The organism is Nitrosomonas sp. Nm84, assembly GCF_003201565.1.
In the GTDB taxonomy this organism is placed as follows: domain Bacteria; phylum Pseudomonadota; class Gammaproteobacteria; order Burkholderiales; family Nitrosomonadaceae; genus Nitrosomonas.
The window spans coordinates 1-23,504 of sequence record NZ_QJJP01000031.1 but is presented as its reverse complement, the minus strand read 5'-3'; the positions used below and the strand labels follow the sequence as shown (position 1 = coordinate 23,504).

The 23,504-nt window shown below is 38.1% G+C and carries 38 protein-coding genes and 1 pseudogene; 1 reads left to right on the top strand and 38 read right to left on the bottom strand.

From position 1 onward, the window contains the following. Positions 1-12: 12 nt before the first annotated feature. From C8R34_RS13720 to C8R34_RS13705, 4 genes are read right to left on the bottom strand one after another with little or no spacing between them, the layout of a single operon-like run. On the bottom strand, positions 13-531 hold the full coding sequence (locus tag C8R34_RS13720; protein WP_110341547.1) for a pilus assembly protein PilP: 519 nt from the start codon (positions 529-531) through the stop codon (positions 13-15). A 3-nt stretch (positions 532-534) separates the two neighbouring features. Next, a complete protein-coding gene (locus tag C8R34_RS13715) occupies positions 535-1,146 on the bottom strand; it encodes a type 4a pilus biogenesis protein PilO (RefSeq protein ID WP_110341545.1) in 612 nt (203 codons plus the stop codon). A 50-nt stretch (positions 1,147-1,196) separates the two neighbouring features. Then, entirely contained in the window at positions 1,197-1,754 is a 558-nt protein-coding gene (locus C8R34_RS13710; protein ID WP_110341543.1) for a PilN domain-containing protein, read from the bottom strand. Further along, entirely contained in the window at positions 1,751-2,854 is a 1,104-nt protein-coding gene (locus tag C8R34_RS13705; protein ID WP_110341541.1) for a pilus assembly protein PilM, read from the bottom strand. The genes C8R34_RS13710 and C8R34_RS13705 overlap by 4 nt, the downstream gene beginning before the upstream one ends. A gap of 222 nt (positions 2,855-3,076) precedes the next feature. On the opposite strand from C8R34_RS13705, the gene C8R34_RS13700 reads away from it, so the two are divergent. Beyond that, the gene (locus C8R34_RS13700) at positions 3,077-5,401 is read left to right on the top strand and encodes a penicillin-binding protein 1A (protein WP_110341539.1); all 2,325 of its coding nucleotides are present in this window, start codon (positions 3,077-3,079) and stop codon (positions 5,399-5,401) included. Positions 5,402-5,420: 19 nt separating this feature from the next. Here the strand turns inward: C8R34_RS13700 and hemB are convergent, their stop codons facing one another. The 34 genes and pseudogenes from hemB to C8R34_RS13530 form a co-directional block, all read right to left on the bottom strand. Next, on the bottom strand, positions 5,421-6,428 hold the full coding sequence (hemB, locus tag C8R34_RS13695) for a porphobilinogen synthase (protein ID WP_110341537.1): 1,008 nt from the start codon (positions 6,426-6,428) through the stop codon (positions 5,421-5,423). Between the two features lie 215 nt (positions 6,429-6,643). After that, positions 6,644-7,240: a ribosome biogenesis GTP-binding protein YihA/YsxC gene (gene yihA / locus C8R34_RS13690; RefSeq protein WP_110341535.1), complete on the bottom strand. Its 597-nt coding sequence runs from the start codon at positions 7,238-7,240 to the stop codon at positions 6,644-6,646. A gap of 20 nt (positions 7,241-7,260) precedes the next feature. Beyond that, a complete protein-coding gene (locus tag C8R34_RS13685; protein ID WP_258364508.1) occupies positions 7,261-8,064 on the bottom strand; it encodes a type III pantothenate kinase in 804 nt (267 codons plus the stop codon). Then, on the bottom strand, positions 8,033-9,022 hold the full coding sequence (locus tag C8R34_RS13680; RefSeq protein WP_110341533.1) for a biotin--[acetyl-CoA-carboxylase] ligase: 990 nt from the start codon (positions 9,020-9,022) through the stop codon (positions 8,033-8,035). The genes C8R34_RS13685 and C8R34_RS13680 overlap by 32 nt, the downstream gene beginning before the upstream one ends. Before the next feature lie 118 nt (positions 9,023-9,140). Next, complete coding sequence (gene rplQ, locus C8R34_RS13675) at positions 9,141-9,545, bottom strand: 50S ribosomal protein L17 (protein ID WP_110341531.1); 405 nt, start codon at positions 9,543-9,545, stop codon at positions 9,141-9,143. After that, positions 9,532-10,536: a DNA-directed RNA polymerase subunit alpha gene (locus tag C8R34_RS13670; RefSeq protein ID WP_110341529.1), complete on the bottom strand. Its 1,005-nt coding sequence runs from the start codon at positions 10,534-10,536 to the stop codon at positions 9,532-9,534. The genes rplQ and C8R34_RS13670 overlap by 14 nt, the downstream gene beginning before the upstream one ends. Positions 10,537-10,577: 41 nt before the next feature. Then, entirely contained in the window at positions 10,578-11,204 is a 627-nt protein-coding gene (gene rpsD / locus C8R34_RS13665; protein WP_110341527.1) for a 30S ribosomal protein S4, read from the bottom strand. A 10-nt stretch (positions 11,205-11,214) separates the two neighbouring features. Next, on the bottom strand, positions 11,215-11,604 hold the full coding sequence (gene rpsK / locus C8R34_RS13660; RefSeq protein ID WP_110341525.1) for a 30S ribosomal protein S11: 390 nt from the start codon (positions 11,602-11,604) through the stop codon (positions 11,215-11,217). Positions 11,605-11,654: 50 nt separating this feature from the next. Next, positions 11,655-12,014 carry a 30S ribosomal protein S13 gene (gene rpsM / locus C8R34_RS13655; RefSeq protein WP_110341523.1) on the bottom strand — a complete coding sequence of 120 codons (360 nt, stop codon included), beginning with the start codon at positions 12,012-12,014 and terminating at the stop codon, positions 11,655-11,657. Positions 12,015-12,051: 37 nt separating this feature from the next. Next, complete coding sequence (rpmJ, locus tag C8R34_RS13650; RefSeq protein ID WP_110341521.1) at positions 12,052-12,165, bottom strand: 50S ribosomal protein L36; 114 nt, start codon at positions 12,163-12,165, stop codon at positions 12,052-12,054. Between the two features lie 33 nt (positions 12,166-12,198). Continuing rightward, positions 12,199-12,417, bottom strand: a complete 219-nt coding sequence (infA, locus tag C8R34_RS13645) for a translation initiation factor IF-1 (protein ID WP_013966779.1) — start codon at positions 12,415-12,417, stop codon at positions 12,199-12,201. 17 nt (positions 12,418-12,434) lie between these two features. Continuing rightward, the gene (gene secY / locus C8R34_RS13640; protein WP_258364507.1) at positions 12,435-13,775 is read right to left on the bottom strand and encodes a preprotein translocase subunit SecY; all 1,341 of its coding nucleotides are present in this window, start codon (positions 13,773-13,775) and stop codon (positions 12,435-12,437) included. Positions 13,776-13,782: 7 nt separating this feature from the next. Further along, complete coding sequence (gene rplO, locus C8R34_RS13635) at positions 13,783-14,214, bottom strand: 50S ribosomal protein L15 (protein WP_110341519.1); 432 nt, start codon at positions 14,212-14,214, stop codon at positions 13,783-13,785. A gap of 12 nt (positions 14,215-14,226) precedes the next feature. Further along, complete coding sequence (gene rpmD / locus C8R34_RS13630; protein ID WP_110341517.1) at positions 14,227-14,415, bottom strand: 50S ribosomal protein L30; 189 nt, start codon at positions 14,413-14,415, stop codon at positions 14,227-14,229. Continuing rightward, positions 14,415-14,930: a 30S ribosomal protein S5 gene (rpsE, locus tag C8R34_RS13625; RefSeq protein WP_110341586.1), complete on the bottom strand. Its 516-nt coding sequence runs from the start codon at positions 14,928-14,930 to the stop codon at positions 14,415-14,417. Before rpsE ends, rpmD begins: the two co-directional genes overlap by 1 nt. Positions 14,931-14,963: 33 nt before the next feature. Beyond that, a complete protein-coding gene (gene rplR / locus C8R34_RS13620; RefSeq protein ID WP_110341515.1) occupies positions 14,964-15,320 on the bottom strand; it encodes a 50S ribosomal protein L18 in 357 nt (118 codons plus the stop codon). A gap of 11 nt (positions 15,321-15,331) precedes the next feature. After that, positions 15,332-15,865, bottom strand: a complete 534-nt coding sequence (gene rplF / locus C8R34_RS13615; protein ID WP_110341513.1) for a 50S ribosomal protein L6 — start codon at positions 15,863-15,865, stop codon at positions 15,332-15,334. An 11-nt stretch (positions 15,866-15,876) separates the two neighbouring features. After that, entirely contained in the window at positions 15,877-16,272 is a 396-nt protein-coding gene (gene rpsH / locus C8R34_RS13610; protein ID WP_110341511.1) for a 30S ribosomal protein S8, read from the bottom strand. 59 nt (positions 16,273-16,331) lie between these two features. Continuing rightward, the gene (gene rpsN, locus C8R34_RS13605) at positions 16,332-16,637 is read right to left on the bottom strand and encodes a 30S ribosomal protein S14 (protein ID WP_110341509.1); all 306 of its coding nucleotides are present in this window, start codon (positions 16,635-16,637) and stop codon (positions 16,332-16,334) included. A 7-nt stretch (positions 16,638-16,644) separates the two neighbouring features. Then, positions 16,645-17,184 (bottom strand): 50S ribosomal protein L5, encoded by a 540-nt coding sequence (gene rplE, locus C8R34_RS13600; protein ID WP_110341507.1) that lies wholly within the window; start codon positions 17,182-17,184, stop codon positions 16,645-16,647. Between the two features lie 26 nt (positions 17,185-17,210). After that, positions 17,211-17,525 carry a 50S ribosomal protein L24 gene (gene rplX, locus C8R34_RS13595; RefSeq protein WP_110341505.1) on the bottom strand — a complete coding sequence of 105 codons (315 nt, stop codon included), beginning with the start codon at positions 17,523-17,525 and terminating at the stop codon, positions 17,211-17,213. A gap of 17 nt (positions 17,526-17,542) precedes the next feature. Beyond that, positions 17,543-17,911 carry a 50S ribosomal protein L14 gene (gene rplN / locus C8R34_RS13590; protein WP_110341503.1) on the bottom strand — a complete coding sequence of 123 codons (369 nt, stop codon included), beginning with the start codon at positions 17,909-17,911 and terminating at the stop codon, positions 17,543-17,545. Positions 17,912-18,093: 182 nt separating this feature from the next. After that, positions 18,094-18,351 (bottom strand): 30S ribosomal protein S17, encoded by a 258-nt coding sequence (rpsQ, locus tag C8R34_RS13585; protein ID WP_110341501.1) that lies wholly within the window; start codon positions 18,349-18,351, stop codon positions 18,094-18,096. Continuing rightward, positions 18,341-18,541, bottom strand: a complete 201-nt coding sequence (gene rpmC / locus C8R34_RS13580; RefSeq protein WP_110341499.1) for a 50S ribosomal protein L29 — start codon at positions 18,539-18,541, stop codon at positions 18,341-18,343. Before rpmC ends, rpsQ begins: the two co-directional genes overlap by 11 nt. 2 nt (positions 18,542-18,543) lie before the next feature. Next, positions 18,544-18,960, bottom strand: coding sequence for a 50S ribosomal protein L16 (gene rplP / locus C8R34_RS13575; RefSeq protein WP_110341497.1), 417 nt, complete (start codon positions 18,958-18,960; stop codon positions 18,544-18,546). Further along, positions 18,944-19,798 (bottom strand): 30S ribosomal protein S3, encoded by an 855-nt coding sequence (rpsC, locus tag C8R34_RS13570; RefSeq protein WP_258364506.1) that lies wholly within the window; start codon positions 19,796-19,798, stop codon positions 18,944-18,946. The genes rplP and rpsC overlap by 17 nt, the downstream gene beginning before the upstream one ends. 14 nt (positions 19,799-19,812) lie before the next feature. Beyond that, the gene (rplV, locus tag C8R34_RS13565) at positions 19,813-20,160 is read right to left on the bottom strand and encodes a 50S ribosomal protein L22 (protein ID WP_110341495.1); all 348 of its coding nucleotides are present in this window, start codon (positions 20,158-20,160) and stop codon (positions 19,813-19,815) included. 8 nt (positions 20,161-20,168) lie between these two features. After that, on the bottom strand, positions 20,169-20,450 hold the full coding sequence (rpsS, locus tag C8R34_RS13560; RefSeq protein WP_110341493.1) for a 30S ribosomal protein S19: 282 nt from the start codon (positions 20,448-20,450) through the stop codon (positions 20,169-20,171). Between the two features lie 7 nt (positions 20,451-20,457). Then, the gene (gene rplB / locus C8R34_RS13555) at positions 20,458-21,291 is read right to left on the bottom strand and encodes a 50S ribosomal protein L2 (RefSeq protein WP_110341491.1); all 834 of its coding nucleotides are present in this window, start codon (positions 21,289-21,291) and stop codon (positions 20,458-20,460) included. Position 21,292: 1 nt separating this feature from the next. Beyond that, positions 21,293-21,631: a 50S ribosomal protein L23 gene (gene rplW, locus C8R34_RS13550; RefSeq protein WP_110341489.1), complete on the bottom strand. Its 339-nt coding sequence runs from the start codon at positions 21,629-21,631 to the stop codon at positions 21,293-21,295. Continuing rightward, entirely contained in the window at positions 21,628-22,245 is a 618-nt protein-coding gene (gene rplD / locus C8R34_RS13545; RefSeq protein WP_110341487.1) for a 50S ribosomal protein L4, read from the bottom strand. Before rplD ends, rplW begins: the two co-directional genes overlap by 4 nt. Positions 22,246-22,280: 35 nt before the next feature. Then, on the bottom strand, positions 22,281-22,934 hold the full coding sequence (gene rplC / locus C8R34_RS13540; RefSeq protein WP_110341485.1) for a 50S ribosomal protein L3: 654 nt from the start codon (positions 22,932-22,934) through the stop codon (positions 22,281-22,283). A 102-nt stretch (positions 22,935-23,036) separates the two neighbouring features. After that, complete coding sequence (gene rpsJ, locus C8R34_RS13535; protein ID WP_110341483.1) at positions 23,037-23,345, bottom strand: 30S ribosomal protein S10; 309 nt, start codon at positions 23,343-23,345, stop codon at positions 23,037-23,039. Between the two features lie 74 nt (positions 23,346-23,419). Then, a pseudogene (locus tag C8R34_RS13530) lies at positions 23,420-23,504 on the bottom strand (elongation factor Tu); the annotation flags it as partial.

The window sequence follows — 23,504 nt, the reverse complement described above, 5'->3', positions numbered from 1 at the left end:
ATGGTCCTATTTCTAATTCTTCAGCATGAGTGCACTAGTCCGCTCAGTCCATTCATTCACGCCCCCCTGTACAATCTCCACCAGCTTGACTTCTACTTCTGAAATATGATCGATTTTCCCAAAATTCTGCCCCAAATAATTACCTTTCCTAACGCGATGCAATGTGCCATCTGGAGATTTTATCAAAGCAAAGATCGACTCTTCCCGTTGCAGTGAACCAACCATCGATAAACTCTCCAACGAATAAGATTCCAACACTTCCTTGCTGCGATTTAAGTCTGGTTGAATGCCACTCATTGTATTCTGCGCTTGATCACTTTTACGTGGCAAAAATGGGTTGGGAATATCAAAGGCCTGATATGTGAAATGCTTATAGGGTCTAACTTCCGGTAGTGGATCAACCTGCCCATGTAAACCGTTACCTGAATCATTAATAAATGTTTCCAGATCGCCATAACCATTCTGACTACAAGCCGTTATCATCATCACTGAAATAATCAGTAGTACTAGTAGGAATTTGTTTCTAATCATAATTCATTTTCCTCCAGTCTGCTTTGCTATTTCTTCTTCATCCAGATAACGAAATGTTTTTGCAACGGCATCCAGTACCAATTTCCCATCAGTTCCAGGTGTTATGCCAATGTTGTTCAATGTTACAATCCGTGGTAATTGTGCAACATCGCTGACAAATGCGCCGATATCGTGGTATCCACCGATCACACGTATTGAAATTGGTAGTTCGGCATAAAATGCATTGATAGTTTCACTAGCTGCCGGTTTAAACAACTCAAACTGTAATCCTCGACCTAAACCTGCTTGATTAATATCGACTAATAGTGCTTCCATTTCTGATTTATCCGGCAATTGCTTTAATAATGCAGTTAATGAGTGTTCAATATCCTTTAGCTGTTGACGCAAAGCCGGCAAATTCACAGCACTTCTTTTTTTAGCCAGATAAGTAGCTTTTAATGTTTCTTCTTGGGCTTGCGCATCCTCCAGCACCTTAACCTGTTCTTCCCAAACGAAAAAATAGCCTGCGGATATGATGGCAACAAACAAAATCACCAGCGCACTCACCTTAAATGCAACTGGCCAACTTCCTGCATTATTTATGTCAAGCTGACGTAATTCGATAAGTAGATTCATTGCGACACATTCTTAAGTTAAGTTTGTCTGATTGGATTCAGGAATAAATTCTATAATTCATCAATAGCTGTACGCTTGAGCTTTACCTTCATATTAAATTCGTTTTGGCGTGTATTGTTTACAGTAATCGCTTTAATCTCTATCAACAATGCGGATTCTAGATGTGGAGAAGATTCGAGATTGCGCATTAACGTAGAAACCCACGCATTCGATTGTGCGTACCCCACCAGATTAATATCGTGATCCACCTGTTTTACACTCTGCAGATATACACCATCCGGAAGCAATCTCACTAACTGATCCAGTAAATGAACGACTTCAGATCGACTATGTTGCAACGTTTCAACAATTTTTTTGCGTGCCAATAATTCTTTGGTACGCGCCTTTATTTCTCTAATTTCAGCAATCTCTTTATCCAAAATAGCAGTCTGATCATTCAAATACTGATTGCGACCATTCTGATATTCTATTTCTCCAGCGATTATCGTATATATCCCCCAAACAACAATGATGCCTAGCAAACCAACCAATCCCGCCAGCACTGCAATTTGCTGTTGTTGCGCTTTGCGCTTTAATTCACGATGAGGTAGCAGATTAATTCGTATCATGATGGATCAAAGCTTCGCAATGCCAAGCCGCAGGCAATCAACAAGGAAGGTGCGTCTGAGTTAAGTTGTCTCGACACAATACGACTCGACAATTCCATATGTGAGAAAGGATTAACAACGAAAGTACTCACTTGTGTACGTGACGCGATAATTTCTTTAAGACCTGGAATCACTGCACATCCGCCTGCAATAAAAATATAATTGACATCGGTATATTGGGTCGACGTGTAAAAAAATTGAATCGCCCGCATCACTTCGATCGCCAATGTTTCACAGAATGGTTGTAAAACATCTGTTTTATAGTTATCAGGTAAATTCCCGCTGCGTTTGGCAACTTCCGACTCTTCTAACGAGAGATTAAATTGATTACCAATTTCTTGAGTCAACTGGTTACCGCCAAATGGCTGATCTCGCGTATATACCGGTTCACCATTGTGAAACACATTAATTTTCATGACAGTTGCACCAACATCAACCAATGCAATCACTTGATTCTTACCACCTTCTGGTAACTGACCGAGCGTTAATTCAAATGCCGCTTGCGCCGCATAAGACTCAACATCCATGACTATTGCTTTCAGACCAGCCGATAATGCCGCTGCCACTCGATCTTCCACTTTTTCTTTACGCGATGCGGCAATTAGGACTTCCACCTCTTCCAGACTGTCTGGCGCCGGCTTAACCACCTGAAAATCTAGATCAATCTCATCCAGCGGAAAAGGAATGTATTGACTGGCTTCATTTTCAACCTGAAAAGCTAAATCTTCTTCACGCTGACCGGCTGGTACAATAATTTTTTTAGTAATCACGTCGGTGACCGGTAGTGCGAGCGCGACATTCTTTTGACGTGTCCCCATACGCTTCCATCCACGTTGCAGACATTCACCCACTGCTTCTAAATTGACAATTCCACCATCCAGCATTGCATCCACCGGCATAGGCTCAATTGCGTAGCGTTCAATGCAGTAGGCTTGATTTCTTTTGCCCGTCATTGATAATTCGACCATTTTTACAGATGAAGAACTGATGTCCACCCCTATTAATCGAGGCGATTTCATCCTAAAAAAGTCTAGACTGAGATTCAAATTTTCCTTGAACATTGGTTTGTAAGAAGTAATACTCGCAGATTATTAAATTACCCAATTAATGCTAAATATATGTAAACTACCCGTTTCACTAAATTTGTAGAGTAGATTAAACAACTTACTTATGAAGTAGATTCTGACAGAGTTGACAAATTCTTATCCTAAGAAAAACAGCATATATTGCCCCTATAACTGTAAATTAATGTTTGTTCGCATTATTTAATTAAATCCATTTTCATGTTCGCTCGTTGGTTCTATTATTTTTTTGTTAGTCTGTCCGCATTAGGTTTGATTGGTGTGTTACTAGCCGGGTTTGCTGCGCTAGTCATCTATTCCAACCTACCATCACTGGATACATTGACCGATTATCGCCCTAAGATTCCGTTGCGCATATACAGCGATGAAGGCCTACTCATAGGAGAATTTGGTGCGGAACGCAGGAATGTTGTAAAAATCTCCGAGGTACCCGAACACCTTAAACAAGCGATTCTTGCAGCCGAAGATGATCGTTTCTATGAACATGGCGGTGTTGATTATCTGGGTGTATTGCGTGCCGCCCATTCAAATTTCTCAGCGGGCAGTGTGCGTCAGGGCGCCAGCACAATCACCATGCAAGTGGCACGAAATTTTTTTCTGACAAGAGAAAAAACACTGACAAGGAAATTCAGTGAGGCGCTGCTGGCCTTCAAAATTGAGCATAACCTGAGTAAAGACAAGATCCTGGAGCTTTACATCAATCAAATTTATCTCGGTCAACGCAGCTATGGCTTTGCAGCAGCAGCGCAAACATATTTCGGAAAATCGCTACAGGAAATCAATATAGCTGAAGCTGCTATGTTGGCAGGATTACCCAAAGCACCTTCTGGTTATAATCCGATCAGTAATCCTAAGCGTGCCAAAAGCCGACAGCTCTATGTACTGGGTCGGCTGCATAAGCTCAATCACATCTCAAGCGAAGAACTCAGTGCATTAGAAAAACAATCCATTCCCATTAAAAAGCAATCAACAGTCTTCGCAATGCCTGCTGACTATATTTCTGAAATGGTCCGTCAAGTCATATTTGATCGTTATCAAGAAGAAGCATATAGCAAGGGCATCAAAGTCTATACGACTATCCGTCAGCTGGATCAAGAAGCCGCCTACCATGCGCTGCGAAAAAACGTCATTGATTATGACAGACGTCGTGGTTACCGTGGCCCCGAAGCCCATATCGATTTATTGAAGCATGGCACCAACCAGGAAAAAACGCTTGATGATGCATTGGACGAAGTTAGCGATAGTGATGATGCTTACGCAGCGATTGTATTAGTCGCCAAATCCAATGCAGTACGAGCTTATCGGAAAGGTGGAGAAACTGTTGAGATTACAGGTGAGGGGCTTAAATTTGCACAAAAATTCCTAAGCGACAGAAAAGAAGCTGGAAAAAAATACATTACCCCAGGTGCATTAATTCGTATACAAAAAGATAAAAAGAATGCGTGGCATATTGTTCAACTCCCGGAAATAGAAGCTGCTCTTGTTTCTCTTGACTCCAATGACGGAGCTATTCGCGCTTTGATTGGCGGATTTGATTTTCATAAAAATCAATTCAATCACGTCACGCAAGCATGGCGTCAGCCTGGTTCCAGCTTTAAACCTTTTATTTATTCCGCAGCCTTAGAAAAAGGCTTCACGCCGGCCACAATCATCAATGATGCACCGCTCTCATTTAGTGCGACCCAGACAGGTAGCCAGTCATGGGAACCCAAAAATTTTGACGGCAAATTTGAGGGGCCTATGCGCATGCGTACTGCGTTAGTCAAATCAAAGAATCTTGTATCCATTCGAATATTGCAAGCCATCGGCATTCAGTATGCTCAGGATTATATTACCCGATTTGGTTTCGAAGCTAATCGTCACTCTCCCTATTTACCCATGGCATTAGGTTCCGGTTCGGTTACACCAATGCAAATGGCTGTAGGATATGCTATTTTTGCAAATGGCGGCTTTCGTGTTGCGCCTTATTTTATAAAGCGTATCGAAGATGAAAAAGGCCATTTACTTGAACAATTTCAACCTGTAACCGTTTCAAATGGTGCCAAGCGAGTCATCGATCCACGTAATGCGTTTATCATGACAAGCATGATGCAAGATGTGATCAATCATGGTACGGCTGTTAAAGCCAAGCAATTGGGGCGTACTGATTTAGCAGGAAAAACAGGCACCACCAGTAATTTTGTCGATGCATGGTTCTGCGGCTTTCAAAAAGATCTGGTGACGATTGCCTGGACAGGATACGATGAACCGAGATCATTAGGAAATAATGAAACTGGAGGGCGTGTTGCATTGCCAATTTGGATGGATTACATGGGTCCGGTGCTCAAAGGGATTCCAATGGCAGAATACAAACCCCCGAATGGGATCCTTGCAACAAAAATAAATTCATCAACGGGATTTCGGGAGTCTGTCGGAGATGTAACCGAATATTTCCTTAACGAACAGCTCCCGCCACTTTCAGATGTTCCTTCCCCTGTCGATCATGCGCCTAAAGTCACAAGAGATTTAAAAGATCAATTGTTCTAATATCACGTTCATTTAGAATTTATCGATTCTTCTTTAACCAATTTGCAGCTTCTATTGCATAATAAGTTAAAATCCCATCTGCACCAGCGCGCTTAAATGCAAGCAAGGATTCCAACACACAAGCTTCTTCATTTAACCATCCGTTAAGTGCAGAAGCTTTGAGCATGGCATATTCACCACTGACTTGATATACAAATGTCGGTGCACCATATTGATCTTTGACACGACGCACAATATCTAAATAAGGCATGCCAGGTTTAATCATCACCATGTCAGCTCCCTCATTGAGATCCAATCCAATTTCCCACAACGCCTCATCTGAATTTGCGGGATCTATTTGATAGGTATATTTATTACCCGCTCCGAGGTTTGCCGCAGATCCAACCGCATCGCGAAATGGCCCATAAAAACTTGAAGCATACTTTGCCGAATAAGCTAGGATACGCGTATGAATAAGTTTTTGACTATCCAGAGCATTCCTGATCGCTGCAATACGCCCATCCATCATATCAGATGGCGCCACAACATCGGCGCCTGCTTGCGCATGTGTCAATGCCTGTTGACAAAGAACACTGACCGTTTCATCGTTCATGACGTAACCGGATTGATTGATTAAACCGTCTTGGCCATGGCTTGTATACGGATCCAGCGCCACATCCGTAATAACCCCCAACTCAGGAAAATTCTTTTTTAATTGCCTAATTACTTTGGGCACTAATCCATCAGGATTATATGCTTCGTTAGCCGTGAGGTTCTTATATTCAGCACTAATAACCGGAAAAATAGCAATTGCAGGAATGCCTAGCTGTAAGCATTTCTCAGCTTGTACCATCAAATTATCAACGCTTTGTCTTACTACACCCGGCATTGACGCAACATGTTCAATCTGATTTTTCCCATCTAATACAAAAACCGGATAAATCAAATCATCAACTTGAAGACAAGCTTCTCGTACAAGGCGCCGAGAAAATTCGTCACGCCGCATGCGACGCATCCTTCTTTGAGGGAATTGGCTATGAGAAAACATAATCTGGGAAATGAAATAAATAAAATTTTTAAAAAATAACTTTGGGAACTATTAGATGATTATATCCTCTTATAGGAGGACGATCTTGATCGTATCCCCTGTCTTCCCTCCCTGAGACAGGGCCTTAAGTGATATTAAGGCAGCTCCCCCCGGTTTTACTCCCCTTTAGCCGGGGGGTTTTTTATATATAGTAGTATATAGAAAACTCACAACTTCTAATTATTCCGCAGCCAACTATTAATAACATCGCTTGCGTCTTCAACACCTGTAGTCGTTAAGCTAGAAAACAACTGAACGCTACAGCGTGGATACACATTTTTGATATATGAGTTTACATCTTTTAAAGTATTATTTGCTTGCTGTTTGCTCAGCTTATCAGCTTTAGTCAACAAAATATGAACTGCTTTTCCAGTTGGTGCAAACCAATCTAGCATTTGAATATCTAGAGACTTAAGTGGATGACGGATATCCATTATCAACACTAACCCTTTGAGTGATTCGCGTGTTTGCAAATAATTACTTAATAATCTCTCCCAATGCTCACGGATAGAATAAGGAACTTTGGCATACCCGTATCCCGGTAAATCAACAAGAAACTGCTCAGCATCCAATTTAAAAAAATTAATGTGTTGAGTACGACCTGGCGTTTTACTGACAAAAGCCAAACGATTCCGATTAGTCAGCGTATTAATGACGCTTGATTTACCAGCATTAGATCTGCCAGCAAATGCAACCTCAATACCCGAATGCTGCGGCAAATCTCGAGCATCATTCACCGATGTATAAAAAACAGCGCTCTGAAATTGAGACATAAAAAACACTTTATTAAAAATTAAAAGGAATATCCCTTATTCAATCGAAGATCGTTAGTAATCATAACTAATCCTTCCAGCACCAAATTCTCGACCATCGTAACTGGAATTTCAATAAACGGCATAAGGCTAGAAGCGCCTCCTCCACTCATGATACAGGTTTCAACTGGATGATCTTGTTGTAATGAAAGTAAATTATACATTCGTTCAATAGCTCCCACTAGACATTGGACCACACCACTTTGAATTGCATCATTGGTGTTTTGTGGAAAAATTCTATAACTTCCAGTATCAGCTCTTATCAATTGTGTACCTGACAATAAGCTATTAAACATCAAGTGAATTCCCGGCATAATAATGCCCCCCAGGAATTCCCCTGAATTCGAAAGTGCATCGATAGTTACAGCAGTTCCAACATTAATAACCAAACAAGCATGATGTCGAATTTCCCAAGCAGCAATTAAGGCAGCCCATCGATCACTGCCTAATTGCGCTGGATTTGCGTAACCATTCAGCACACCGCACTGAAATGCTTCTGCGACAACCCAATGCGTTCGGGTTGACCAAATTGAAACGAGCATATCAAGTTGGCTTCGTGTAATAACACGCGCAACATGTGAAATAATAACTAACGTTGGCCTAGGTAAATCAGAAAATTCTTCTTTTAGGGTAGATATCTCACTATAAAGAACTTTACCTTTCTTGATCCATAGATTATCAACATATAAACCCCACTTAATATACGAGTTCCCAGAATCGATCGCTAATATATAAGACATAAGATCATCATCGTCACTTAATGCGCAAAGAAACGTCTCCGGCATTATAAGAATTCCTGCCCACAGCAGTTATTAAAAATAACTCCCCCGTATCGTTGATGCCATCAACAACACCTTCAATCACTGAGCCATTAGGCAAAGTAAGATAAACTCTTTTACCTTCAAAAGCGTGGTAGCTTACCCATTCTTTCTTAAAATGTACAAAACCGTATTTCTCAAATGCAATTAAAATATCTAGTAATTCTGATAATAATGCGCCGAGTATCACATTACGATCAATGTATTCACCAGTAATAGTGAATAAATCTGTAACCTCTTGTTCAATAGTAGCTTTAATTTTATTGGAAAGATTAAAATTAATACCAACACCGATTACGGCACAAGAAGAACCAAGTACTTCACCACGAAGTTCAATTAAAATACCAGCTAATTTAGAGCGATGAAATAAGATATCGTTAGGCCACTTAAGGCTCACATCTTTAATAGAAAAAGAAATAAGAACTCGAATTATTGCAATACCAATCACCAAACTTAAGCCTGATAACGCAGAGATACCATGGTTAAAATGCCATCGTAACGAGAATGTAAGACTATCCCCCAAACCACTATACCATGTACGCCCTAATCTACCACGTCCGGCAGTTTGTAATTCAGCAGCTACAACAAAAATATGAGTATTTTTTTCTTGTTGTATCTTTAAATTTTTAAGTAGGAAATCATTTGTAGAATCAATAGAATCAAGAATTATTAAATCAAAAAACCTAAGATTAATATTAGAAGTTAAATTCCTCAATACTACATCTGAATTTAACCAGAGAATAGGACGTTCCCAACAATATCCTTTTCCGCGGAGTTTAGTTAAGTGAATTCCTAAAGCATTAATACTTTCTAAAGCCTTAGAAATTGTTCTACGCGAACATTGAAAGTGCTCTATAATTGAAGCACTTGAATGAAATTTTCCATCGCCTAATAGGCGAAGGATAGGAATGGCATATATATTCATTTTGGTAGGATTCAAATGTTAGGTAAATCTGAATCCTACTGAGTCCGCTTATCTTTTTAAATAGTTACAATAGCGGGGTAATATCGACATGATCTCAATTAGCTAAGGTAAATTTAGCTTATTCTCCAATTCCTTTAAGATTAACTACAGAAGCTTGCTCATTATTTGGCCTATCAATCAGTTCTACAAGCGCCATTGGAGCATTATCGCCTTTTCTAAAACCATATTTAAGAATTCTTAAATATCCGCCAGGACGGGTTACATAACGCGGGCCCAGTTCAGAAAATAATTTAACTACAATCTCTCGATCCCGGAGTCTATTAAAAGCCAATCTACGATTGGATAAGGAAGGACTTTTTGCCAAAGTAATTACCGGCTCGACGTATCTTCTAAGTTCTTTTGCTTTTGGTAATGTAGTCTTAATAATTTCATGACGCAACAATGAATTGCTCATATTACGAAACATAGCAGCACGATGACTGCTTGATCGATTTAATTTTCTTAACGCATTATTGTGGCGCATGATTTATATCCTTAGCAATATTATCAAGATTTGCAGGTGGCCAATTATCTAATTTCATACCTAAAGTAAGCTCTCGAGCAGCTAATACTTCCTTTATTTCGTTAAGAGATTTTCTTCCTAAATTTGGAGTACGTAATAATTCTGCCTCCGTTCGCTGTATTAGATCACCTATGTAATATATATTTTCAACTTTGAGACAATTAGCAGACCTTACTGTAAGTTCTAAGTCATCTACTGGGCGCAGCAAAATAGGATCAATCTGTGGAATGAGTGGCTGTTCCTTAGCAATAGGTGTGCTCTCTAAATCAGCAAAAATAGATAATTGCTGCACCAAAACTCGCGCAGCATAACGAATTGCCTCTTCAGGTTCAACGACACCATTTGTCTCAAGATCCATAACAAGTTTATCAAGATCAGTTCTTTGCTCTACGCGTGCGCTCTCGACTGTATAGCTGACACGTCTAATAGGGCTAAACGATGCATCTAAAAGAATGGTACCGATTGCTTTATCAGAATTTTTATTTTTTCTCAGAGTAGCGGGAACATATCCCCGCCCTTTTTCTATTTTTAGTTGGATATCTATCTTCCCATCTGTAGTTAAATGAGCAATTATATGATCAGGATTCATAATTTCAACATCATGACCGATCTCAATATCACCAGCTGTGACAATTCCTTTGCCCGTTTTCTTTAGAGATAATATAGCTTCGCTATTATTATGTAACTTTAATACTATTCCCTTAATATTTAATAAAATATCGACGATATCTTCTTGCACTCCATCAAGTGTCGAATATTCATGTACAACGCCAGCAATTTTAATCTCTGTGGGAGCATAACCTGTCATAGATGACAAAAGTATTCGACGCAAGGCATTTCCTAAAGTATGTCCATACCCTCTTTCAAAAGGTTCCATAACAACTTTAGCATGTAGCGGCGATATATTTTGAACATCAATAATACGAGGTGTTAGTAATTCATTACCTTGCATAGTAAGGTCCTTTTGCATAAAGCAAACCAATAAAAGATTAATTACTTAGAATATAATTCCACAACCAATGATTCATTTATCGATGTGGGCAGCTCTGAGCGATCTGGTTTAGCTTTAAAAATCCCCCTCATACCTTTAATATCCATTTCGATCCAAGTTGGGAAATTACGATTATCTGCTGCTTCTATGGAAGTCTTAATACGTAATTGGTTTTTAGCATTATCTGTAATCTGAATTATATCGCCAGCTTTAACTAAATATGATGGCATATTCACGCGCTTCCCGTTAACAAGAACACAATTATGCCTTACTATTTGTCTCGCTTCAGCACGTGAAGATCCAAAACCCATATGATAAGCTACATTATCAAGACGACTCTCAAGTAACTGTAATAAAATATTTCCAGTTATCCCTCTACGTTTATCCGCGGTCTTATATATGTTACGAAATTGCCGCTCTAATATTCCATATATTTTTCTAATTTTCTGTTTTTCACGTAGTTGTCCACCGTAATCAGATAATCTTCCCTTTTTCTGTCCATGCTGGCCAGGTGGATAATTTCTTCTTTCAATTGCACATTTATCTGAAAAACATTTCTCACCTTTTAAAAATAACTTTTCGCCTTCTCGTCGACACTGTTTACATTTCGGTTCAATATTTCTAGCCAACGCATTCTCCTCAAATACGACGTTTTTTTGGTGGTCGACATCCATTGTGTGGGACAGGTGTCACATCGGAAATACTCGTAATTTTAAAACCAGCAGCATTTAAAGCACGAACCGCCGAATCTCTACCTGGCCCGGGGCCTTTTATTCTAACCTCTAAGTTCTTAACACCGCAGTCAATTGCGATTTTACTTGCAGTTTCAGCAGCAACCTGAGCCGCAAATGGTGTACTTTTGCGAGATCCTTTAAAGCCTACACCTCCTGAGGTAGCCCAGGAAAGAGCATTTCCTTGTCTATCAGTTATAGTCACTATAGTATTATTAAAAGAAGCATGAACATGCGCTATGCCTTCTGATACATTCTTTTTTATTTTTTTCCGTATGCGCGAAACAACCTTAACCATGTAAGCAAAATTCCCTATTTTTTGATATTAATTAAACATATGTCCAGAAATTATCTCGCCCGAATTGCTTTACGTGGCCCTTTACGCGTTCTAGCATTTGTACGAGTGCGTTGACCTCGCACAGGTAGACCGCGCCTATGCCTTAAACCACGATAACATCCCAAATCCATTAATCTCTTAATATTCATAGAAATTTCTCGACGCAAATCACCTTCCGTTGTAAGTTTCGAAACATGATCGCGCAGTTGATCAATTTGATCATCTGATAGATCCTTGATCTTTTTATCTGCTTCGATGCCGACAGATTGACAAATATTTTTAGAGCATGATCTACCAATACCATAAATTGCAGTCAACGCAATACTTACATGTTGATGATTTGGAATATTTACGCCAGCGATACGCGCCATTTGATCTTCCTGTCTTAATAATTAAATTATGTAGTAATTAACCTTGTCGTTGCTTATGGCGAGAATCTTTACAAATTACCCGAACTACTCGATTTCTGCGAATTATTTTACAGTTTCTACAAAGCTTCTTTACAGATGCGTTTACCTTCATAAAATTCCTTAATCATTTAATTAATATTATCTTTTATTTCGCACGGAATGTTATTCTTGCACGTGTTAAATCATAAGGTGTTAAATCGACTGTTACTTTATCACCTGGCAATATTCTTATATAATGCATACGCATCTTTCCAGATATATGGCCAAGAACTATATGACCATTCTCAAGTTTAACGCGAAATGTAGCATTGGGGAGCGTTTCAAGTATCTCGCCTTGCATCTGTATTGTGTCTTCTTTAGCCATTAACTACCATTATGAATTTATTTTACAGGAATTTTCCCAGTACTGCCTTTAAAATTAGCTTTTTTCAATAAACTTTCATATTGTGATGACATAATATGGGATTGAATTTGTGACATAAAATCCATAGTAACAATAACGATAATTAATAGAGAAGTACCGCCAAAATAAAAAGGAACATTCCATTTAAGGATTAAAAATTCAGGCAATAAGCAAACAAGTGTTACGTATATAGCACCGGCTAACGTCAAACGTAACATAATTTTTTCAATATAGCGTGTCGTTTGATCTCCTGGTCTTATCCCGGGAATAAAAGCGCCGCTCTTTTTGAGATTCTCAGCAGTTTCTTTTGGATTAAATACAAGTGCAGTATAAAAAAAACAAAAGAATATGATCATAACAGCATAAAGTATTACATAAATTGGTTGCCCAGGAGATAAAGCGGCACTTAAATCCTTTAACCAAATCATAGATTCACTATTTGCAAACCACCCCGCCAATGTCGCAGGAAACAAAATAATACTCGAAGCAAAAATAGGAGGAATTACACCCGCCATATTTAATTTGAGAGGCAAATGTGAATTTTGTCCACCATAAATTTTATGCCCGACTTGGCGTTTTGCATAATTAACGAGTATTCTTCTTTGACCTTTTTCGATAAAAACAACAAAACCAGTAATTAATGCCGCAATAATAAAAATACTTAAAGCTACTAAAAAATGCATAGAGCCAGTACTGACCAGATCCAACGTTCCACCAATGGCACTTGGAAGTCCAGCAGCAATACCTGCAAAAATAATTAAGGAAATTCCATTTCCTATGCCGCGCTCAGTTATTTGCTCTCCTAACCACATCAAAAATATAGTACCAGTAACTAATGTAACAACCGTTGTCAATGTAAACATTTCACCTGGCGATAGTACAAGCCCTGCTTGCGATTGAAGTGCAATCGATATTCCATAGCTTTGAATACACGCAAGTGCTAGAGTTCCATAGCGAGTATACTGAGTAATTTTTCTTCTTCCGCTTTCACCTTCTTTTTTTAATGACTCAAGATAAGGTACAGCCACAGTACCCAATTGCATTATGATAGATGCCGATATATAAGGCATAATACCAAGTGCAAAGATTGAGAATCTCGAAAGAGCGCCACCAGAAAACATATTGAACATACCCAAAACACTACTCTCTTGAGATTCGAATAAGTCTTTTAAGATGATTGGATCAATCCCAGGGACAGGCACATGAGCACCTATTCTATATACTATCAATGCAAGCAGTAGAAACCACAAACGCCTTTTGAGTTCAGCAAACTTATCTACGGATTTATTTGTCATTTCTTTTATGGCCAATTTACTCATCCAATCGCTATGAAACCTTACCACCAGACATTTCAATAGCTTTTTTCACGCCATCACTTACAGCTATACCGCTTAAAATAATTTTTCTTTTGCAATCACCTGATTTATAAATCTTAATTTTCTTAGTTTTATTAGAAACGATATTGTTATTCTTCAAAATCGATATATTAATTTCGTCTTCTTGTATCAAATTTAAATCAGATAATCTTACTCTTGGATATTTACACTGCATCAAAGTGGTAAAACCTCTTTTAGGCAAACGACGCTGAATTGGCATTTGCCCCCCTTCAAATCCAATTTTATGAAAACCACCAGCTCTCGATTTTTGTCCTTTATGTCCACGCCCACATGTTTTTCCTAAACCTGATCCTATACCACGACCAACGCGTATTTTGTTTTTTTTTGCGCCATTAGCTGGCTTAATTGAATTTAAGTACATGATATATTTTTGTTAATCACATTTCAAAAGATAGTTAACTTTATGGATCATTCCACGGATCTCAGGTGTATCAATAAGAATTGAAGAACTATTCAATTTCTTCAATCCGAGGCCTCGAATAGTAGCACGATGTGATTTTTTAGTTCCTATAATACTTCTAACAAGAGTTATCTTAATAAATCTGTTTTTATCATCACTCATTATTCTTGCCCAAGAATTTCTTTAACAGTTTTTCCACGTTTTGCAGCAATATGTGCAGGCGTATTCATAGTATTCAATGCATTGAGCGTTGCTCTAACAACGTTATAAGGATTCGTCGAGCCAATACATTTCGCAAGAATATTAGTCATTCCCATAACTTCAAAAATAGCCCGCATTGGACCTCCTGCTATAATCCCAGTACCTTCCGGAGCTGGTTGCATGTATACTTTAGCAGCACCATGTGAACCAATAAGAGGATGATAAATAGTCCCATCTTTCAATTTCACATTTATCATTTTTCTGCGCGCCTCATCCATTGCTTTCTGTACCGCTACTGGAACTTCACGCGACTTACCTTTTCCCATTCCAACACTGCCATCGCCATCGCCAACAACCGTAAGCGCAGCGAACCCAAGAATGCGTCCTCCTTTTACAACCTTAGTGACCCTGTTTATTGCAACCATCTTTTCGTGAAGATCGTCACTGTTATCATCAGTCCCTACCGCTTTGTCCATCGCTTTCCCGACTCTGACCATATTAACCCTTATCTAGAATTTAAGCCCGTTTTCGCGTGCCGCATCAGCTAATGCTTTAACGCGTCCGTGATATTTATAACCTGCTCTGTCAAAGGCTATATCAGATATTCCACATTTCTTTCCTTTTTCTGCTATGCGTTTACCAATAAGTGCAGCCGCCATGATATTGCTTCCAGAAGAAATTCCTTCTCGTATCTCGGGTTCTAAAGTTGATGCGCTCGTTACCGTTTTGTTATTTTTAATATCAATCAATTGCGCATAGATATGCAAATTAGTACGGTGTATTGATAATCGTATTACATTTAACTCGGAAATTCTTTTTCTTGTTTTTAGTGAACGTTTAATTCTTTTTTCTTTTAAATTTAACATGATTATCTCAATTATTTTTTCTTTGTTTCTTTGAGAAGAATAATTTCATCAGAATACCGCACACCTTTTCCTTTATATGGCTCAGGTTTTCTGTAAGAACGAATTTCTGCAGCAGTTTGCCCTACTTTTTGTTTATCAATTCCTTTTATTATTATCTCAGTCGGAGTAGGCGTTTCTATAATAATTCCTTCAGGAATTATATGATCAATAGGATGCGAAAAACCCAAAGTTAAATTTATCTTACTCTGACTAGCTTGAGCTTTATATCCTACTCCAATCAACAACAGCTTCTTTTCAAACCCAACTGAAACACCATGTACCATGTTTGCAATCAGTGCCCTCGCCGTTCCAGATATAGCATTAGCGCGTTTAGAGTCATTCGTCGTTCTAATTCTCAAAATATTTTCACTCAAATCCAATAACACATCATCTGTAAATGTTTGTTTCATTTTCCCTAAAGGACCATTAACTGAAATTTCCATAGATTCAATGTTAATCTCAACATTTGAAGGTATAGGTATTGGATTACTACTTACTCGTGACATTTAAAGATCCTTTAAACAACAAAACATAATAATTCACCACCGACGCCTGCTAACCGTGCTTTTCGTTCTGTCATTACGCCTTTCGATGTAGTTACAATAGCTATACCCAGTCCGCTCATAATACTTGGCAAATCTTCACTCGATTTATATATTCTTAAACCCGGTTTACTTATGCGTTTTATGTTTTCAATAACAGGCATTCCAGAATAATATTTAAGTGTTATTTCGAGTAAGCTTTTATTTCCATTATTCTTGATGCAATAGCTTTCCACATAACCTTCATCTTTTAAAACTTTTGTTATAGCTAATTTTATACGTGAATTTGGCATATCGACAATTTTCTTTTTTGCCATCTGCGCATTACGTATTCGAGTTAACATATCAGCAATTGGATCACTCATACTCATGATTGCACCTAAATATTTAAATTTTTTTCTATCTTTGCATTAAAAATCAATCACAATCGTTACCAACTTGCTTTGATTATTCCAGGTATTTTGCCACTCATTGCAATTTCTCTTAATTTATTTCTTCCAAGTCCAAATTTTGAATATACACCTCGCGGTCTACCTGTTAATTTGCATCTGTTCCTCAAACGAACTGGACTTGAGTCTCTAGGCAATTTTTGCAATTTAATACGAGCGCTTAATCTCTCTTCATCTCCTAGAGAAAAATTACCTATTATTCTAGTCAATATCAAACGCTTCTCGGCATATTTACGAATTAGTTTTTGTCTTTTATCATTTCTATTAATAGTAGCAAGCTTAGCCATTCCTACCTCAATTCTTAAACGGAAAACTAAAAGCTGATAACAACGCTTTAGCTTCAATATCACTCTTAGCCGTCGTAGTTATTGATATATTCATTCCACGCAATGCATCTATCTTGTCGTAATCAATCTCAGGAAATATAATTTGCTCTTTTATTCCCATATTATAATTTCCTCTCCCATCAAAGGATTTTCCTGAAATTCCGCGGAAATCACGAATTCTAGGAATAGCTATTGTTATCAATCTATCCAAAAATTCATACATTCTAATATGCCTTAGTGTAACCATACATCCTATTGGATAACCTTCTCTCACTTTGAAAGTCGCTATAGATTTTCTTGCTTTCGTCACCACAGGCTGCTGTCCAGAAATTTTTTTCATATCAGAAATAGCATGCTCGACCACCTTCTTGTCGGTTGTTGCATCTCCTAGTCCAATATTGAGCGTGATCTTAATAATGCGCGGAACTTCCATCAATGACTCATAATCGAACTGATCTATCAGTTGTTTAGTAACAGTATTACGGTAATATTCTTGCAGGCGTGCCATAAAAGCTTCAATCCAATATTTTGATATTATTCAACTGCTTCATTGTTAGATCTATATACGCGAATTTTATTGTTATTGCTGTCAATTTTAAAGCCGACTCGATCAGGTTTTTTCAAAGCAAAATTATATATTGCAATATTAGATATATGAATAGACATTTCTTTATCAATAATTCCACCGATATTGCCACTTGCTGGGTTTGGCTTTTGATGCTTTTTAACAGAATTTACGCCTTGAACAATAACACGATCAGTATCAACAATCGTCAGAATTGATCCTTTTTTTCCTTTATCTTTTCCAGCAATAACAATAACATCATCACCTTTCCTAAGCTTTCGCATATATTTTCCTTTTACAGCTACAAAACTTCTGGCGCTAACGATACAATTTTCATAAAACGTGCATTTCTTAATTCTCTAGTAACTGGACCAAAAATTCGAGTTCCAATTGGTTCAAACTTATTATTTAGTAACACCGCAGCATTTTCATCAAACTTTAACAAAGAACCATCAAGTCGCCTTATGCCTTTAGCCGTTCTAACTACCACTGCATTATAAATTTCGCCCTTCTTAACACGTCCTCTTGGAGCTGCATCTTTTACGCTTACTTTAATTATGTCGCCTATTCCAGCATATTGTCTTTTTGATCCACCAAGAACTTTAATACACATAATAGACCGAGCACCTGTATTATCCGCTACTCTTAATGTTGATTGCATTTGAATCATTTATGTTTACTCTTTAATTTTTACGCGGCGTAAGATTTTTCTCTAGATCTAGACTGTCTATTTAGAATTTATTTATTTATTATTAACAGCAAAAGCTTGTTATTTTACCTATCTATAAGTCCATAAACAAGAATTATTTTCTTTGATTTATATGTATAATTTGAAAAACATCATTCAAACCGTTAATCATTATCTTTTAATAGCTTTATCACTTTCCAGCTTTTCGTTTTGGATATAGGTCTACACTCTTCAATCAGCACACTATCTCCAATAGAAAATTGATTATCACCATCATGTGCATGATATTTTTTTGAACGAGTAACAAATTTTCCATACAAATGATGCTTTATTCGACGTTCTACTAACACCGTTACAGTTTTATTTGCTTTGTCACTCGTAACTCGCCCACTTAAAGTACGATTAGTTTTTTCACTTGTCATGATTGCTTATTTTTTCTGTTATAACAGTTTTCACTCTTGCTATGTCTCTTTTAATTAATTTCAGTTGTTTAGTATTCGATAGTTGTTGTGTTGCTAATTGCATTCTTAATCCAAAATGTGCTTTTAATAAAAACACCAATTCTTTATTCAATTCGTGCAATTGCTTATTCCTTAAATCACTTGCTTTCATTACTATCCACCAATCTGTCTTATTGTAAACATTGTTCTGATAGGTAATTTAGCTGCAGCTAACCGAAACGCCTCCCTAGCCAATTCTTCATTAACACCATCCATTTCATACAACATTTTTCCGGGCTGAATCTCTGCTACAAAATATTCTGGATTTCCCTTACCTTTACCCATTCTAACTTCAGCAGGTTTATGCGATATTGGTTTATCCGGAAAAATTCGAATCCAAATACGCCCCCCCCTTTTTATATACCTTGTCATAGCTCGCCGTGCTGCTTCTATCTGCCGTGCAGTTAATCGCCCTCTTCCAATTGCTTTTAAACCAAACTCACCAAAGCTCACTTTTGCACCACGAGTTGCTACACCTGTATTCCGTCCTTTTTGCTGCTTTCTAAATTTAGTCCTAGCTGGCTGAAGCATTCTTGTCTCCAGAATTTATATACTCACTTATTACCACGCTACTACTTACTTTATTTTCGTTTAAGCTATCAGTACCCTCGACACCGAGCACCTTCTTATTTCTTGAGTTAGCTAATTTATTAGCAGATCCAGGTATTTTTTTTATATTTTTCTTTTTTTCATTATCTATAGAAGAAACATTTGGTGTGGTAACGCTAACTTCACTACTTTTACCAAGTATTTCTCCTTTAAATATCCATACTTTTATCCCGATAATTCCATAAGTAGTTTTTGCTTCCGATGTTCCATAATCAAGATCAGCTCTTAATGTATGCAAAGGCACTCTCCCTTCACGATACCATTCTGTTCTGGCTATTTCTATTCCATTTAGTCTTCCAGAGCTCATAATTTTTATTCCTTGAGCACCAAGACGCATCGCATTCTGCATAGCACGTTTCATAGCTCTACGAAACATTATTCTTTTCTCTAATTGTTGTGCGATATTATCGGCTATCAGTTGAGCATCAAGCTCTGGCTTTCTTATTTCTTCTATATTTACGTGAACAGACACACCCATTATTTTTTGCAATTCAGTACGCAATACTTCAATATCCTCACCTTTTTTCCCGATAACAACACCAGGCCGAGAGCTAAAGATAGTTATTCTTGCATTCTTCGAAGGTCTTTCAATCAAAACCCTACCAACTGAAGCATTTTTTAGTTTATGACTTAGAAATTCTCGTACCTTGATATCTTCGTTGAGCATAGTTGCGAAATTATTACTATTCGCATACCATTTGGACAACCAATTTCTTTGAACTGAAAGACGAAATCCAGTTGGATGAATTTTTTGACCCATGTCAGTTAGTGCCTTTATTTAGTATGATCAATGTTATCGCCGACTTTTAGCAATATATGACAAGTAGGTTTTACAATTCTATTGCCACGACCCTTTGCACGCGCACTTGTACGCTTCATTGAAGTACCACGATCCACCAGAATTACTGATACTTTAAGCTCATCTATATCAGCTCCATCATTATGTTCTGCATTAGCTATGGCAGACTCCAAAAGCTTTTTTATGATACCCGCACCTTTCTTGGGACTAAATGCCAAAATATTTAGTGCCTTTTCTACAGACAATCCTCGAATTTGATCAGCCACCAACCGCCCCTTCTGCGCTGATAATCGGATACCTCGTAATATCGCAGTTGTTTCCATCATTATTCCTATCGCTTCGTAACAGCCTTCTTGTCACCAGCGTGACCTTTAAAGGTGCGTGTGAGTGAAAACTCACCAAATTTATGGCCAACCATATTTTCAGTCACAAAAACCGGTATGTGTTGTTTTCCATTGTGAACAGCTACTGTCATTCCAATAAAGTCCGGCAGTATCGTCGAGCGTCTAGACCAAGTTTTAATTGGCCTTTTATCATTAGTATTGCGCGCTTTTTCTATTTTTTCTAATAGATGAATATCTACAAATGGACCCTTTTTAACTGAACGTGCCATTTAATTATTACCCTTTCTTTGAATATCTATGACGGATTATCATCACTTCAGTTCTCTTATTATTTCTTGTCCTATAACCTTTCGCCGGTGTTCCCCACGGACTAACAGGATGCCTACCCGCCGATGTTCTACCTTCACCTCCTCCATGAGGATGATCAATTGGATTCATTGCAACGCCACGTACAGTCGGCCTAATTCCGCGCCACCTTACCGCACCTGCTTTACCAATCGATCTTAGATTATGCTCTGCGTTCCCTACTTCACCGATAGTCGCATAGCAATCAACATGAACTTTTCGAATCTCACCTGAACGAAGCTTAAGCTGAGCATAATCTCCTTCCCTAGCTTGCAATTGCACAGATGTCCCTGCAGAACGCGCTAATTGAGCCCCTTTGCCAGGTAATAATTCAACGCAATGTATTATTGTACCTATTGGAATATTGCGCAAAGGCAATGCATCACCAGACTTAATCTGTGCATTCTTTCCACTACAAACTTGCATACCAACATTTAATCCCTTGGGTGCTATCATATATCTTCTTTCACCATCTCGATAGCAAACTAAAGCTATATGCGCAGTTCTATTTGGGTCATATTCTATGCGCTCTACAACCGCTGGTATATCAACTTTGTCACGCCTAAAATCAATAAACCTATAATGCTGTTTATGGCCGCCTCCACGATGTCTGACTGTTATACGTCCATAGTTATTTCTACCTGCTGTCTTCGACTGCTTTTCCGTTAAGCTCTTATAAGCATTTCCCTTATATAGATCCCTACCAAGAAGTTTAATAACGGCCCTACGTCCAGGAGATGTCGGTTTTAGTTTTACCAGCGCCATATCACTTTGCCTCTGTAACACTTGTAAAGTTTGTAAAACTCAATTCTTGTCCATTTTTGATACTTACTATGGCTTTTTTCCAATCACTTCTTCGCCCCAAAAAACGCCCAAATCTTTTTTGCTTTCCTTTGACATTGATAGTTCGAACATTTGTGACTTCTATTTTCTGCTCTCCCCACAATAACTCAATCGCAGCCTTTATTTCATGCTTAGTTGCATTCGTTACAACACGAAATATAGTCTGATTATTTTTTTCCCCCAGGAAAGTCGCTTTCTCCGATACATATGGCGCTAATATTATTTTTAGTAATCTTTCATGGGTGATATTTATGCTTTTCATGAGAGAAGTTCCTCAAATTTCTTTAATCCACTCTTTGTAATTAATACTTTTTCAAATCTTAACAAGCTTACTGGATCTACATTTTTAACTTCAACGATTGCAACATGCGGAATATTGCGAGCAGATAAGTACAAATTCTCATTCATTTCATCTATTATTACCAGAACTTCACTCAATCCAATTTCTTTTAATTTCTCTGACAATTTTTTAGTTTTGCAAGTATCAATATTAAACGTATCTGTAATTAACAACCGCTCATCACGAATAAGTTGCGATAAGATTACGCTAATGCCTGCTCGATACATTTTTTTATTTATTTTTTTCTGAAAATTTTCATCCGGGCTATTTGGAAAAATTCGCCCACCTCCACGCCAAATTGGACTTGATGCCATCCCAGCGCGCGCCCTACCAGTGCCTTTTTGCCTCCACGGCTTTCTTGTAGATTTGGCCACATCAGATCGACCTTTCTGCGCTCTTGTGGCACCACGCGCATTTGATAAATAAGAAGTTACGACCTGATGAACAAGCGCCTCATTATAATCTCTATTAAAAAGCACGTCAGACACAATTATATTTTCTGTTTGATTTTCGCTGCAGATAAGCTTAAGTTCCATCACCCGATCACCTTCTTGCTATATATTTATGCTTATTAATTGGCATTGTTTTCCTTAACACTTGGTCGCACCATAACATTGCCTCCTTTAGAACCGGGTATTGCACCTTTAATTAGCAATAAATTTCTTTCACTGTCGATTCTCAGAATTTCAAGATTTTGTGTAGTTCTTTTAACATTACCCATATGCCCTGACATACGCTTACCTGGAAAAACACGCCCAGGATCTTGCGCCATTCCTATGGATCCAGGCTTATTATGCGCTTTTGAATTGCCATGACTAGCTCTATTTGAAGAGAAATGGTGACGCTTGATAACTCCGGCATAACCTTTACCTATTGTTACTCCAGATACATCAACCCTCTGTCCAACTTTGAAAATATCACTTTTAATTACCGTTCCCATCTCTATCGACTTAAAATCATCATCCCTATCGATTCTAAACTCTCTCAGAATACTACCCACCTCTACACTAGCTTTCGAATAGTGACCAACAAGTGACTTACTCATTCGATTCACTCTTTTTTGTCCAAAAGACAGCTGAATCGCGAAGTATCCGTCTATTTCTTTATTCTTGATCTGAGTCACACGATTATTTGATACATCTATAACTGTCACTGGCAAACTATCCCCATTTTCAGTAAATATACGCGTCATACCGATTTTTCGACCGATTAACCCTAAACTCATTTTTTTCCCTTTTAAAGGCGCTTATCTAACTAACTTCTGTATTTATTAAATTGAAACAACAGTCGTGTGCCGATGACTCTTTAATCTTCAAACCAAGACAATTTATAGCTTAATCTCAACATCAACACCAGCTGGCAGATCCAACTTCATAAGCGCGTCAACTGTTTTGTCTGTTGGATCAATTATATCCATTAATCTCAAATGTGTTCGAATCTCAAATTGATCGCGTGATGTTTTATTTACATGTGGTGATCGCAACACATCGAAACGCTCAATTCGAGTCGGTAACGGGACAGGGCCTTTAACTACAGCCCCTGTTCTTTTTGCAGTCTCAACAATCTCAAGCGCTGATTTATCGATTAATCGATAATCAAATGCCTTGAGGCGAATTCTAATTTTCTGGCTTTGCATGTACTCAACCTTGGGCTTATCAATTCAATAGATTTTTATCTTATTGAGTTTTATCTTTTTAATATTTCTACCAATCATTCGATAATTTTCGCAACAACACCCGCACCGACAGTTCTTCCACCTTCGCGTATCGCAAAGCGTAATCCATCTTCCATCGCT